Annotated in this window: 9 protein-coding genes and 1 pseudogene; 8 read left to right on the plus strand and 2 right to left on the minus strand. The window is 74.4% G+C overall.

Annotation, left to right across the window (positions count from 1 at the left end):
• Nucleotides 1-232 precede the first annotated feature (232 nt).
• From lanL to ACQP1N_RS22835, 6 genes and pseudogenes are all read left to right on the plus strand, one after another.
• On the plus strand, nucleotides 233-3,004 hold the full coding sequence (gene lanL, locus ACQP1N_RS22810; protein ID WP_433226531.1) for a class IV lanthionine synthetase LanL: 2,772 nt from the start codon (nucleotides 233-235) through the stop codon (nucleotides 3,002-3,004).
• Nucleotides 3,001-4,869 (plus strand): alpha/beta hydrolase family protein, encoded by a 1,869-nt coding sequence (locus ACQP1N_RS22815; protein ID WP_433226533.1) that lies wholly within the window; start codon nucleotides 3,001-3,003, stop codon nucleotides 4,867-4,869. The genes lanL and ACQP1N_RS22815 overlap by 4 nt, the downstream gene beginning before the upstream one ends.
• Before the next feature lie 3 nt (nucleotides 4,870-4,872).
• On the plus strand, nucleotides 4,873-5,028 hold the full coding sequence (locus ACQP1N_RS22820) for a VenA family class IV lanthipeptide (protein WP_433226535.1): 156 nt from the start codon (nucleotides 4,873-4,875) through the stop codon (nucleotides 5,026-5,028).
• A 239-nt stretch (nucleotides 5,029-5,267) separates the two neighbouring features.
• Nucleotides 5,268-6,002: pseudogene (locus ACQP1N_RS22825) on the plus strand (ABC transporter transmembrane domain-containing protein); the annotation flags it as partial.
• A 57-nt stretch (nucleotides 6,003-6,059) separates the two neighbouring features.
• On the plus strand, nucleotides 6,060-6,929 hold the full coding sequence (locus tag ACQP1N_RS22830; protein ID WP_433232792.1) for an ATP-binding cassette domain-containing protein: 870 nt from the start codon (nucleotides 6,060-6,062) through the stop codon (nucleotides 6,927-6,929).
• Nucleotides 6,926-8,638, plus strand: coding sequence for an ATP-binding cassette domain-containing protein (locus ACQP1N_RS22835; RefSeq protein ID WP_433226537.1), 1,713 nt, complete (start codon nucleotides 6,926-6,928; stop codon nucleotides 8,636-8,638). The genes ACQP1N_RS22830 and ACQP1N_RS22835 overlap by 4 nt, the downstream gene beginning before the upstream one ends.
• 77 nt (nucleotides 8,639-8,715) lie before the next feature.
• Here ACQP1N_RS22835 and ACQP1N_RS22840 read toward each other — a convergent pair whose 3' ends face one another.
• On the minus strand, nucleotides 8,716-9,366 hold the full coding sequence (locus ACQP1N_RS22840) for a signal protein (protein ID WP_433226539.1): 651 nt from the start codon (nucleotides 9,364-9,366) through the stop codon (nucleotides 8,716-8,718).
• Between the two features lie 43 nt (nucleotides 9,367-9,409).
• The gene (locus ACQP1N_RS22845; RefSeq protein WP_433226541.1) at nucleotides 9,410-10,378 is read right to left on the minus strand and encodes an alpha/beta hydrolase; all 969 of its coding nucleotides are present in this window, start codon (nucleotides 10,376-10,378) and stop codon (nucleotides 9,410-9,412) included.
• A gap of 376 nt (nucleotides 10,379-10,754) precedes the next feature.
• Between ACQP1N_RS22845 and ACQP1N_RS22850 the strand changes: the two genes are divergently transcribed.
• Both ACQP1N_RS22850 and metX read left to right on the plus strand, forming a co-directional pair.
• Nucleotides 10,755-12,083, plus strand: a complete 1,329-nt coding sequence (locus ACQP1N_RS22850) for a bifunctional o-acetylhomoserine/o-acetylserine sulfhydrylase (protein ID WP_067803513.1) — start codon at nucleotides 10,755-10,757, stop codon at nucleotides 12,081-12,083.
• Nucleotides 12,080-13,234: a homoserine O-acetyltransferase MetX gene (metX, locus tag ACQP1N_RS22855; protein WP_084263270.1), complete on the plus strand. Its 1,155-nt coding sequence runs from the start codon at nucleotides 12,080-12,082 to the stop codon at nucleotides 13,232-13,234. The genes ACQP1N_RS22850 and metX overlap by 4 nt, the downstream gene beginning before the upstream one ends.
• Nucleotides 13,235-13,236 lie beyond the last annotated feature (2 nt).

Below are 13,236 nucleotides of genomic sequence, written 5' to 3' on the forward strand. Positions count from 1 at the left end.
TCCGCACACATCCCCGGAGAACGCCCCACGTCAAGTAAGACTTCTATGCCGATGCGGTTGGTACTCTCCGCGAAGACGCGGGCTGGCGTTCGGGGGGGTCCTATGGTTAACGTCTCCTCGGTCAACGGAAAGGCCCTGGATGATCACTTCCGGGGACTCACTCCAAAAGACCAAAAACGGGCAATCGCGGCCGGCGGACGCCGGCGGGCGAGAAGGAGGGCGGCGGGCGGACATGGCGGATTTCCATTTCAGCGTCTTCTCCGGGGCGGCGGCCCCGGAGACCGGCGACACCCGCCTGCTCGACGTCCTCGACCGGGCGCTCGCCTCGGCCCCTGGCCCGGCCCGCTGGACGGCGAACCGGAGCGGCATGTGGTTCCACGTGCTGCCGGAGGGCGGCGGCTGCCCGGCGCAGGGCTGGAAGCTGCACGTCTCCGCCACCCCGGTGTCGGCCGAGGAGGTGCTCGCCCGGTCGCTGGCGGTGCTCCTGGCGGGGAACTCCATGTTCAAGTTCGCCGCCACCCACGATCATGTCGCGGCGCTGAACGCGCGCAACACCTCGCGCGGTCATTCGGGAAAGTTCATCACCATCTACCCCGAGAGCGACGACGAGGCCGTCCGGCTCGCGGCGGAACTGCACGAGGCGACGGCCGGCCTTCCCGGCCCGCGCGTTCTCTCCGATCGCCCCTACGCGCCGGGCAGCCTCGTGCATTACCGCTACGGCGCGTTCACCGAAGATCGCCGGATCACCACCGACGGATTCTACGCCTGGATGATCCTCGACCCGGACGGCAATCCGGTCGAAGACCGGCGCATCGGCAGATACACGCCTCCCTCCTGGGTGACAAATCCCTTCCCGGATCACCGGGCGAACGGCGCGGAGCACGCGAACGAGAAAGAAAATAATAGCGGCGAAAAGCAGAACGAAATTCTGATCGGTACCCGTTTCGCCGTCCGGGAGGCTATCCGCCACACCAACAAAGGCGGCGTTTACCGCGCCGTGGACACGAGCACCGGCGACCCGGTCGTGATCAAGGAGGCGCGCCCGCATGTGGCCGCCGACGAGAGCGGAAGGGACGCCCGCGACGGCCTCCGCGCGGAGGCCCGCGCCCTGGAGGCGGTCGGGCGGCTGGGGCTCGCGCCGCGCCCGGTCGCGCTGTTCACCCAGAGCGGGCACCTGTTCCTGGCGCAGGAGATGGTCCCCGGGGCGTCGCTGCGCGAATGGATCGCCGACCTGATCGGCGAGGCCGGATGGGGCCGCCACCTGCCCGCCGCGCTGGAGATGGCCGGCCGGCTGACCGGCCTGATGGCCAGGGCGCACGATGCCGGGCTCGTCCTGCGCGACTTCAACCCGAACAACATCATGGTGCGCCCGGACGGCACGCCGGTACTGATCGACCTGGAACTGGCCGTGACCGCCGATGCCCCGGACCCCGGCCCGCTGCGGGCCGGCACCCCCGGCTACGCGGCGCCCGAGCAGATGGCCGGGGCCGGCCCCGACCCGGCCGCGGACCGCTTCGCCCTCGGCGCGACCCTCTGCCACCTGGTCACCGGCGGTCCGCCGTTCCTGCTGGAGGAGCGCCCCGCGGCGCGGCCGCTGAGCGAACGGCTCGCGGAATGGCTGACCGCGCGCACCGAGGGCCTGGACCTGTCCGCCGCCCTGATCCCGCCGCTGCTCGGGCTGATGGCGGACGAGCCCGCGCACCGCTGGGCCCTCGGACGCGTCCGCGCGGCTCTGGCGCCGGGCTCCGGCGGGCCGACCGCGGGTCCGCCCGCCCGGCCGTCGTGGCCGCGCGAGCAGAGCCGGCACGCGATCGGCGGCATCACCGGCCATCTGCTGGCGTCCATGAACACCGACCCGGCCGACGCGCTGTGGCCGGTGTCCTGCGTCCACGGGGCACCGGACCCGTGCAGCCTCCAGCACGGCGCCGCGGGGCCGCTCGGCGCCCTCGTCCGCTGCTACGAGGTCACCGGCGACGCCCGCCTGCCGGAGGCGATCGCCCGCGCGGGCCGCTGGATCCTCGCGCGGCTGGAGGAGGAGACGAGCAGGCCCTCCGGGCTCTACTTCGGCACGGCCGGGGCCGCGTGGTCGGTGCTGGACGCGGGTCTGGCGGTGGCCGACACCGACCTCACCGACGGCGCGCTGGCCGTGGCCGACCGGCTCCCGGTGGCGGTCGACAGTCCCGACATCACGCACGGGACGGCCGGCATCGGGCTGACCGCACTGCACCTTTGGGCCCGCACCGGGCACGTCCGGTACGCCGAGCGGGCCGCCGCCGCCGCCGACGCGCTGGCCGCCACGGTCGAGGACCGGTCGGGCCGGCTCGGCTGGAGCACCCCCGCGCAGTCGGAGTCCAAGCTCGCCGGGCGCCGCTACTACGGGTTCGCGCACGGCGTCGCCGGGGTCGGCTACTTCCTGCTCGCGTGCGCCCGGGCCACCGGCCGTGACGACCTCCGGACGCTGGCCGCCGCCGTCGGGCGGAACCTGCTGGACGAGGCGACCGTCACCGGACGCGCCGCGAAGTGGGGCGCCGGGCCGGGCGACGCGCCCACCGCGCCGTACTGGTGCCACGGCGCGGCCGGCATCGGCACGTTCCTGGCGCGGCTGGGCGAGGACACCGGCGAAACCGGATTCATCCGGGCCGCCGAGCAGTCCGCGCAGGCCGTGATCGACGACCACTGGCGCGCCCCCCTCGGGCAGTGCCACGGCCTCGCCGGCAACGGGGACTTCCTGCTCGACATGGCCGCGCTCACCGGCGACGACCGCTACCGGGACGCCGCCTGGCGGCTCATCCAGATCATCCTCGCCAACCGGGCGCACGTCGACGGGCGAACGGTGTTCCCCGACGAGTTCGGGCAGGTCTCGGTGACCTGGGGCGACGGAATGAGCGGCATCCTGGCCTTCCTGCTGCGGGCGCTGCACGGCACACCCCGGCCGTGGATGGCCGACGGCTCGCCGGACCACGCGACCACCGGTCCGGCCGCCGGTTCGAGGCGGGTGTCATGAGCGCCGCCGCACCGGGCCTCCCCCCGATTCCGACCCGGTTCGGGTTCGCCTTCTCCACGGCGGGCGGATGGGCGGCCTGCCTGAGCGCGCTCCAGGACGAGGTGACCCTGGAGCAGTGGGACCTGACGCGTCCGGTCCCGTCCCGGCGCACGCTGGGCGGCGGCCCGGCCGCACCTGCCGACGGCGCCCCGCTCCTCGACCGGCGCTGCGGCGTACTGCCGCTGGACGACGGCCGCGTGCTGATCCTGCGGCCCGCGACCGGCGACCACGGGGAGCCGGCCGGGCACGGGTCCGTTCTCCTGGCGCAGCCGTCCGGCGCGGGGCTGCGCGTCACCCGGGCCTGGCCGGTGCCGCCGATGCTCGCCGGGTTCCTGCTCGCCGCGCCCGGACCGGACGGAACCGCGCTGCTGGTGACGGCCGAGGACGAGCGGCACTCGCGGATCTGGCGGCTGACGGCCTCGTCCCCCGCTCTCGACCCCGTCCTGCGCATCCCCGGCGTGCTGTCGGGAGGCGTCTGGCTCGACGGCGGACGCACCCTCGCCCTCGATCACGCGGAGGCCGGGCACCGCGCCGACGGCATCCTGGTCGACCTGCGCGAGCGGGGCTGGCGGCGGATCTGGTCGGTGTCCGACACCACGGCCGACCGGATAGCCGGCTACAGCCGGCGCTCCGGTGTCCTGGCCGTCACCACCACCGCGCCGGGCGCGCAGCAGCCGGGCACCGAGCAGATCGGGCTGCGGCTCCCGGAGGACGGCCCCGTCCGCTTCCCCGAGACCCTCAACGGGCCGGACCATCTCCGGGCCCCGCTCGCCCTCGACCACGGCGGCGAGAACCTGCTGGTGCGGGAGACGCACGGCGCGACCGAGCGGCTCGCGGTCTACACGCCCGCGGCGGATCGCCTCTCCGCCGTCCCCGGCCCGCCGGGGCTGGTGTCGCCGCCCGCCTGCTGGGCCCCGGACGGCCGGATCCACCTTCGCTTCACGTCCCCGAACCGGCCCCCGACGCTGGCGACGGTGACGCCCGCGGGCCAGTGGCGGCCGGCCCCGCACCCGCACGACGCCGGCGGATGGGCGGACGCCGAACTGGTCGAGCTGCCGGGCCCGGACGGGCCGATCGAGACGATCGTCTACGGCGGCCCCGGCTGGCGGCGCCACCGCCGGCTGGTGCTCGCCCTGCACGGCGGCCCGCTGGCGGCCTGGCGGTTCGAGTTCGAGCCGCTCTTCCAGCACCTGGCCGCCGCGGGCATCGCCGTGGCGGCGCCCAACCACCGCGGCAGCACCGGCTACGGCGACCGGCACCTGCGCCCCGTCCTCGGCGACTGGGGCGGCCCCGACCTCGCCGACGTCCTGCACCTGGCCTGGGCGATCGCCGACGAGCGCGACCTCGTCGGCCTGCCGCGCCCGGTCGTCCTCGGCGGCAGCTACGGCGCCTTCCTGGCGCTGCTCGCGGCCTGCCACAGCCCCGATCTGTGGTCCGGATGCGTCGCGCTCGCACCGTTCACCTCGGCCGCGAGCCTGCACCGCACCGCGCCCGGCACCGTCCGGGACCGCGTGTCACGGCTGAGCCGGTGCGACACGCAAACCGGCATCGGGCGGGACGTCCTGCGCGTGTGCCGGGCGCTCACCGCACCGCTGCTGCTCGCGCACGGTGCCCGCGACGAGGTCATCCCCGTCGCGCAGTCCAGGGCGCTGCGGGAGCGCCTTCTCGAACTCGGCAGGACCGAGGGAGTCGACTTCGACTACCTGGAGGCCGACGACGACCACCACGGCGTCGTCCAGGCCTGGTCACCGGTCCTGCGCGAAGCGGTGGTCCGCTTCTGCCTCGCGGCGGAGCGGACCTACGTCCTCGACCAGGAAGGGAGGTGAATCATGGACGCGTTCGAAAATGACATCGTGGCGGCTCTGCAGGAGCTCCCCGAGACGGACCCCGTCGAGATCGACGGGATCCAGCTCGGTGGCACCTGCGCGTGCGTCGGCCTGCTCACGCTGCTGAACACCGTGTGCGTCGGCATCTCCTGCATCTGATGCCGCGCATCCCATGCGGAATCCGGGACCCCTGAGTGAACCCCGGCCCGCAGACCCCGGTCACGGACCGGCCTCAGAGCCGGTCCGTGACCGGACCCATGCACGAGTGTAGAAGACGCCGCCGACAGCGAACGGAGCCGACACGCGTGGCCCTCACCGGCACATCGGGCGACTCCGCGGCACTGCGCGCCGGCGGCAGGCGGCTGCTGCGCACCGCCATGGGCCGCTTCCGGCTGTCGATGGGCGTGCTGGCCGTCCTCACGGCGATCCGCGTCGCCGGGACCCTGGCCGCGCCGGTCCTGCTGGCCCGCGCGATCGACGCGGCCCGCGCCCAGCAGGACGTCGGCACCGCCGCGGCATGGCTCGGGCTCGTCCTGGTCGCGGCGGCCGCGGCCGACACCGGCGAGGACGTCCTGGGCTCCTACTGCGGCAGCGAGATCACCGCATGGCTGCGGCACCGGCTGCTCGGCCGGGTGCTGGCGCTCGGTCCGGGCGGGCAGCGGCGCTTTCCCACCGGGGATGTGCTGTCCCGGCTCACCGAGTCGGCCTCGGGCCCGGCGGCGTTCCCCGTCCTGCTGCTGTCGGCCGCCGCCACGCTGGCGACCACCGCGGGCGCCCTGATCGGCCTCGCCCTGATCGACCGGTGGCTCGCCGCCGCGTTCGCGGCCGGGGTGCCGCCGCTGCTCGTGGCGCTGCGCGTGTTCGTCATCCGGGCCACCGAGCCGTTCGCCCGCTACCAGGCGAGCCAGGCGGCGATCGCGACGCGGCTGCTCGACGCCCGGCAGGGAATCCGGACGATCCGGGCGAGCGGCACCGCCGCGGCCGAGGCCGCGCGCATTCTCGCGCCGCTTCCCGAACTGCGCCGGGCGGGCCGCGAGACGTGGGCGGCGCAGGGCCGGGTGAGCCTGCGGCTCGCGCTGCTGGCCCCGCTCACCCAGGTCCTGGTGGTCGGTGTCGCCGGGGTCCGCCTGGCCACGGGCGACATCAGCACCGGGCAGCTCGTGGCGGGCGTGTCGTACGCCGCCATGGCCATGACGTCGGCGTCCGTCTTCGACACGGTCGTCGCGCTGCTCAACTGCCAGGTCGGGGCCGGGCGGATCAACGAGATCCTGACGGCCGTCCCGGCGGTGCGGCCGCCCGCGCGCCCGGTGCGGCTGCCGGACGGGCCCGGCCGGCTCCGGCTGCGCGGCGTCACCGTCCGGCTCGGCGGCCGTGCCGTCCTCGACGGCCTCGACCTCGATGTGCCGCCCGGGGCCACCGTCGCGGTCGTCGGCACGTCCGGGACGGGGAAGAGCGTGCTGATGTCGGTCATCGGGCGGCTCCTCGACCCCGACGAGGGGAGCGTCGAACTCGACGGCGTCCCCGTCACCGCCGTTCCGCTCGCGGACCTGCGGCGCGCCGTCGCCTACGCGTTCGAGCGGCCCGCGCTGCTCGGCGCCACCGTGCACGACACGATCGCCTACGCCCGTCCCGACGCGTCCCGCGCCGAGGTGCGCCGCGCCGCCCGGGACGCCGCCGCCGACGCGTTCATCCGGGCCCTTCCCGACGGATACGACACGCCCCTGGACCGGGCCCCGCTGTCCGGCGGCGAGCTGCAGCGGCTCGGCCTGGCCCGCGCCGCGCTCACCGGCGCCCGGGTCGTCCTCCTCGACGACGCCACGAGCAGCCTCGACACCGCGACGGAGATGAGGGTGACGCAGGCGCTCCGGCGGGTCCTGGCCGGCCGCACGAGCCTGGTGGTGGCGCGCCGCCCGGCCACGGCCGCCCGCGCCGACCTCGTCGCCTGGCTGGACACCGGACGGGTGCGGGCCCTGGCCCCGCACGCGGAGCTGTGGCCCGACCCCGGCTACCGCGCCGTGTTCTCCACCCGGGCGGTCCCCACCCGGGCGGCGGGCTCATGACGGCTCCGCCCGCCGCTTGCCTGCTGCACCGCCATCTTCGCGGGCAGTGGCCGGCGATGCGCCGCCTCGCCGCCTGGTCGGCCGTCGAGTCCCTGCCGATGCTCGCGTCCGGCCTGCTGCTGGCCCGCGCCGTCGACCACGGGTTCCTCGCCGGCCGCCCGCTGACCGGCCTGGGCTGGCTGGCCGCCCTCGCCGCCCTGTACGCCGCCGGGGCGATCGGGACGGGACGGGTCTACCCGTGGCTCGCCGCGACCGTCGAGCCGCTGCGCGACTCCCTGGTCGCCGAGGTCGTCACCGCGGCGCTGCGGCGGATGGCCGACCGGGCGCCGGACGCGGCGGGCGCCGGGGTGTCGCAGGTCACCGAGCAGGCCGAGGCCGTCCGGGCGCTGGTGGGGACCGCGCTGCGCAACGTCCGCCAGCTGGTGTCCGCCGGTGCCGCCGCGCTCGTGGGCCTGGCCCTGCTGTCCCCGCCGCTGGCACTCGTCGTCTTCCTGTCGGTCGCGCTCGCCCTGGCGGTGTACGCGGCGCTCGTCGGCGTGCAGGTCCGCCGCTACCGGTCCGTCATCCGGGAGGCCGAGCGGATCGGCGAGACCGCCGCCGTGATCGTGCACGGCGTCCGGGACGTCACCGCCTGCGCCGCCGAATCCCGTGCGGCCCGCACGGTCGGGAAGGTGATCGACACGCAGGCGGGCGCGCTGCGCGCGTACGCCCGCACCCGCCTCGTCCGGCTGCCCGTGCTGGCGCTGGGCGTGCATCTCCCGCTGCTCGCGCTGCTCGTCCTGTCGCCCTATCTGACCGCGCACCACGGGTTCACCGCCGGGCAGATCGCCGGTGCGGCCGGCTACCTCGTCACCGGGCTCCAGCCGGGCATCACCATCCTCGTCGACGCCGGCGGCACGCTGCTGCTCAGCCTGGCGGTGGTCCTCGGGCGGCTGGCGGAGATATGCGCGGCCCCCGGCACAACGCCGTCCGGCCCGCCGGTCACGGCCGAGTCCTTCGGCATCGAGGCCGACGGTGTCACCTTCGCCTACTCACCGCACGCCGCCCCCGTCGTCGAGGACCTGTCCCTGCACGTCCCGGAGGGCACGCACCTGGCCGTGGTCGGTCCCAGCGGCACCGGCAAGTCCACCCTCGCCAACCTGCTCACCGGCCTTCTGGAGCCGCAGCGGGGCGAGATCACGCTCGGCAAGGTGCCCCTGCCCCGCCTCGATCCGGCGCAGCTGCGGTCGACGGTCACGCTGATCCCGCAGGAGAGCTACGTCTTCGCCGGGACTCTGCGCGACAACCTGGCCTACCTGCGCCCCCACGCCACCGCGGCCGAACTGGACGAGGCCGTGGACGCCGTCGGGCTCCTGGACACCGTCGAGCGCCTCGGCGGCTACGGCACCGGCATCCCGCCCGGCGGCGGGGAACTCTCCCAAGGCGAACGCCAGCTCATCACGCTGGCGCGCGCCTACCTGTCCCCCGCGCCGGTCATCGTCCTGGACGAGGCCACCAGCCACCTCGACCCCGCCGCCGAGGCCCGCGCCGAACTGGCCCTCGCCGGCCGGGGCGGCACCCTCATCGTCATCGCGCACCGCATCACCTCCGCCGAACGCGCCGAGCAGGTCCTGCTCCTCGACGGCCTGACCCCCGTCCTGGGCAGCCACGAAACGCTCCTGGCCCGCAGCCCCCTCTACGCCGAACTCGTCGGCCACTGGCACCGGTGAACGGTCACCGCTCGTCGTTCTTGAACACCTTCTGCTTCTTCGACTCACCGGGGAAGCCGTGCCGCGCTGATCCGGAGTCAGTTCGTCATGGTCAGGTCGTAGTCCACCGCGAGCCGGAAGTTGCCGCTGGAGCCTCGGATGCCGACCGTGTGGGGGCCGGGAGACGGCGGCGGGATCATGGCCCAAAGGCCACATCCGTGTTCTTTGACCGGGCCTTCTACGGATGTCACGGGGTTGCCGGCGCTACCGGTGATCGTGATGGGGGTGGCGGCCCAGCGTTTGAGGGGGACTTCCTTGCCGTCCAGCTTCACGGTGCCCGCGGCGGTTCTCATGAATGCCGCGCAGTCTTCTTTGGAGCCGTGCAGATTGACGACCGGGGCCACCAAGGTGCGGTCATGCGGTACGGAACAGCGGCGTTTCACCGACCCGCCGAACGTGCCGGCCAGGAACCAGACTCCGGATGGTTGGCCCACGGCGCAGCGGGCCCCGGTGGCGTCCTCGACGGGGTTCTGCTTCGGCGGCGCGCTCGCGGCCCAACTCCACCAGGCCGACTGCACTTCACCGGAATTGCGCATCCCGATGGATGCGCGTTCGCTCGGCGAAGCCGGAGCGCTCGCCGTCGCGGCTTCGGCGCGTGGGGATTCGGCGGTGTCGTCCGGTCCGGTCTCGGTGCACCCGGTGGCCAATGCGAGCACGGTGAAAGGAACCACAAGTCGAGCGCGGATCATCGCCGTAGGCTAGCGCAACTCGATCTCGGTGAAGGGTCGGTTATCAGGCCGCTTTGGGGTGGGGGGCGGCGGCCGTTACGCGGCGGGCGAAGGTTCCTATTTCCTTGATGGCGGTCAGGCCCTCCCGGGAGAGGTCGGCGAAGATCTGGAAGACGTGGGCCTGGCCTTCCCAGATGTGGAGGGTGCAGGGGACGTTCGCGGCGCCGAGGCGGGCCGCCATCAGTTCGGCGTCGGCGCGCAGGACCTCTATGGAGCCCGCGTGGATGAGGGTGGGCGGGAGGCCGGCCAGGTCGGCGTGGACCGGGGAGAGCCACGGGTCGGTCGGTTCGGCGTCCGGGAAGCACATGCGGACCATGTCCCGCATGCGGAGCGCGGGGATGAACGGGTCGAGGGCCGCGTTCGCGTGCGCGATCTTGACGTCGATGTCGAGGTCGGTGAACGGGGAGAGGGCCGCTATGCCGGCCGGGCGGGGCAGCCCGTCGCGGAGGGCGTGGAGCGGGGCCATGAAGGACAGGTAGCCGCCCGCGGAGTCGCCGGCGATCACGATGTCGTCGGGTGCGTGGCTTTCGAGGAGCCACCTGTAGGCGTCGACGCAGTCGCCGATGGACGTCCGGATGGTGACCTTCGGCTGCATGCGGTAGGCGACCGAGAGGACCGGCATGCCGGCGGCCTGGGAGATCCGGGCGATCATGCGGCGGTGGGTGCGCAGTCCGCAGGCGACGAAGCCGCCGCCGTGGAAGTACAGGATCACCTGGCGGGAGCCGGCGGGGACCCCGCGGCCCCGGACCCATTCCGCGGCGCAGCCCAGGCCCTTGGCCTTGGTCGTCTTCGTGCCGCGCGGGGGCGCCAGGAGGGCCGCGCCCAGGTCGAGCAGCGGGGCGAAGCGCAGGGTGAAGGGGGTCCAGGGGAGGCGGGTGACGAGCGGCCGCATGAACCAGCGCATCAGCCGGGCGGCCAGCCGCGCGCCCCGGCCGCATCCCCGCCGTTCCTCGATCACCGGTGCGAGCGCCATCCGCCGTCCCTCCCGCCGTCGTGGCCGGGAGCTTACCAAGTAAGCGCTCGGGTATCCAAGGGATGGAGAGGATGGGGGCGCGTGTCGGATTGTGACCAACATTACCCATTTTGTGGGCCATGACCAGGTTAAACTACCCGAATGACCATGCTTGTGGCCCGCCGCCATGTCGACTACGGGCGCGTCACCAGCAGCAGCTGTTGCCGCGGGATGTGCTGACGCCGCCTTCTTTCCGGCGCCGTCCCGCGTACCGGCCGCTCTTCGCGCCGCGCACGCCACGCATCGTTCGCCCCCGTTTCAGCGGGACCCCCCGTTCCAGTGGGAACTCCGCGTCCAGACCCTTCGCCCCGCCACTCGCCCCTCCCCGAGGAGATCCATGAGTCAGCACCCCGACGCCGCCCCGTCCGCCGAGTCCGGCTGGTCGTTCGAGACCAGGCAGGTGCACTCCGGCACCGCACCCGACCCGGCCACCGGGTCGCGGGCGGTGCCGATCTACCAGACCACGTCGTTCGTCTTCCGCGACACCGAGCACGCCGCGAACCTGTTCTCGCTCGCCGAGACCGGCAACATCTACACCCGCATCATGAACCCCACGCAGGACGCGTTCGAGCAGCGCGTCGCGGCGCTGGAGGGCGGGGTCGGCGCGGTGGCGGTGTCCTCGGGGCAGGCCGCGGAGTCGATGGCGATCTGGAACCTGGCGCGCGCGGGCGACCACATCGTCTCCAGCGCCTCCATCTACGGCGGGACCTACAACCTGTTCCGGCACACGATGCCCAAGTTCGGCATCGAGGTGTCGTTCGTGGAGGACCCCGACGACCTGGACGCCTGGCGGGCGGCGATCCGGCCGAACACCAAGGCGCTGTTCGCCGAGAGCCTCGGCAACCCGCGCGGCAACGTCCTGGACGTGCGGGCCGTCGCGGACGTCGCGCACGGGGCGGGCGTGCCGCTGATCGTGGACAACACGTTCGCGACCCCGTACCTGCTGCGGCCGATCGAGCACGGCGCCGACATCGTGGTGCACTCGGCGACCAAGTTCCTCGGCGGGCACGGCACCACCATCGCGGGCATCGTGGTGGACGGTGGAACGTTCGATTTCGGGGCGCACCCCGAGCGGTTCCCCGACTTCACCGAGCCCGACCCGAGCTACAACGGCCTGCGGTACTGGCCGGCGCTGGGCCCCGGCGCCTACGGGATCAAGCTGCGGGTCCAGCTGCTGCGCGATCTCGGCCCGGCCATCGCGCCGCACTCGGCGTTCCTGCTGCTGCAGGGTGTGGAGACGCTCAGCCTGCGGATGGAGCGCCAGTCGGCCAACGCGCGGGAGCTGGCCGAATGGCTGGAGCGGCGCGAGGAGGTGTCGGCCGTCCACTACCCGGGGCTGGCGTCCAGCCCGTGGCACGAGGCGGCGCAGCGGTACCTGCCGCGGGGCACGGGCGCGGTGTTCTGCTTCGAGCTGCGCGACGGCATCGAGGCGGGGCGGCGCTTCGTGGAGGGCGTCCAGCTGTTCAGCCACCTGGCCAACGTCGGGGACGTGCGCAGCCTGATCATCCACCCGGCGTCCACCACGCACAGCCAGCTCACACCGGAGGAGCTCACGGCCGCCGGCGTCGACCCCGGGCTGGTGCGGCTGTCGGTCGGCATCGAGAGCCTCACCGACCTCAAGGCCGACCTGGAGGCCGGTTTCCGCGCGGCGAAGGGCGTGTCCTGACCGCCGGCACCGCGACCGCACCGGTCCCCCTCCCGCCGGCCTCCGGGGCCTGGCGGGAGGGGGATCCGCCGGGCCGGCGGCGGTGGGCGTCCCTGGACCGGCCGCTGCCGCTGGAGGCCGGCGGCACGCTGCCCGGGGTGCGGCTCGCGTACGAGACCTGGGGGCGGCTCGCCCCCGACGCCTCCAACGCGGTGCTGGTGCTGCACGCCCTGACCGGGGACGGCCACGTCGCCGGGCCCGCCGGGCCGGGGCATCCCACGCCCGGCTGGTGGGACGGGCTGGTCGGGCCGGGCCGCCCGCTGGACACCGACCGCTGGTTCCTCGTCGTCCCCAACGTGCTGGGCGGCTGTCAGGGCAGCACCGGGCCGTCCTCACGCCGGACGGACGGGCGGCCCTGGGGCGGGTCCTTCCCCTACCTGACGCAGCGGGACATGGTGGCCGCCGAGGTCCAGCTGGCCGACGCGCTCGGAATCGACCGCTGGGCACTGGTGACCGGCGGATCGATGGGCGGGATGCGGGCCCTGGAGTGGGCGGTGTCGCATCCGGAGCGCACCGGGTCGCTGCTGCTGCTCGCCACGACGGCGGCGGCGAGCGCCGAGCAGATCGCCATGGCCGCCGTGCAGCTGCACGCCATCCGCTCGGATCCGGGCTGGCGCGGCGGCGACTACCACGACGCCGCGCCGGGGGACGGCCCGCACGCCGGGCTGGGCACGGCGCGGCGGCTCGCCCACATCACCTACCGCAGCGAGCCGGAGCTGCAGGCCCGGTTCGGCCGCCGCCCGCAGGACGGCGAGGACCCGTGGCGGTCGGGGCGCTACCAGGTGGAGTCCTACCTCGACCACCATGCCGACAAGCTGGTGCGGCGGTTCGACGCGGGCAGCTACGTGGTGCTCACCGAGGCGATGAACGGCCACGATGTCGGCCGCGGGCGGGGCGGCACGGCCGCCGCGCTGCGCCGGGTGACGGCCCGGACGCTGGTGGCCGGCATCGACTCCGACCGGCTCTACCCGCTGTGGCAGCAGGACGAGCTGGCGTCCGGCATCCCGGGCGCGGACCGGCTGCGGGTGGTCGAGTCGCCCTCCGGCCACGACGGTTTCCTCACCGAGACCGAGCAGGTCGGCGCCCTCGTCCGTGAACTGCTCGACGGCTGAGC

Source organism: Actinomadura formosensis, from assembly GCF_050948385.1.
In the GTDB taxonomy this organism is placed as follows: domain Bacteria; phylum Actinomycetota; class Actinomycetes; order Streptosporangiales; family Streptosporangiaceae; genus Spirillospora; species Spirillospora formosensis.

Bases quoted from the DNA above. Each gene is read 5' to 3' on its own strand.
- ACQP1N_RS22840 (WP_433226539.1), bottom strand. From the start codon at position 9,366: ATGATCCGCGCTCGACTTGTGGTTCCTTTCACCGTGCTCGCATTGGCC.
- ACQP1N_RS22815 (WP_433226533.1), top strand. From the start codon at position 3,001: ATGAGCGCCGCCGCACCGGGCCTCCCCCCGATTCCGACCCGGTTCGGG.
- ACQP1N_RS22850 (WP_067803513.1), top strand. From the start codon at position 10,755: ATGAGTCAGCACCCCGACGCCGCCCCGTCCGCCGAGTCCGGCTGGTCG.
- ACQP1N_RS22820 (WP_433226535.1), top strand. From the start codon at position 4,873: ATGGACGCGTTCGAAAATGACATCGTGGCGGCTCTGCAGGAGCTCCCC.
- ACQP1N_RS22830 (WP_433232792.1), top strand. From the start codon at position 6,060: ATGACGTCGGCGTCCGTCTTCGACACGGTCGTCGCGCTGCTCAACTGC.
- ACQP1N_RS22835 (WP_433226537.1), top strand. From the start codon at position 6,926: ATGACGGCTCCGCCCGCCGCTTGCCTGCTGCACCGCCATCTTCGCGGG.
- ACQP1N_RS22845 (WP_433226541.1), bottom strand. From the start codon at position 10,378: ATGGCGCTCGCACCGGTGATCGAGGAACGGCGGGGATGCGGCCGGGGC.
- lanL (WP_433226531.1), top strand. From the start codon at position 233: ATGGCGGATTTCCATTTCAGCGTCTTCTCCGGGGCGGCGGCCCCGGAG.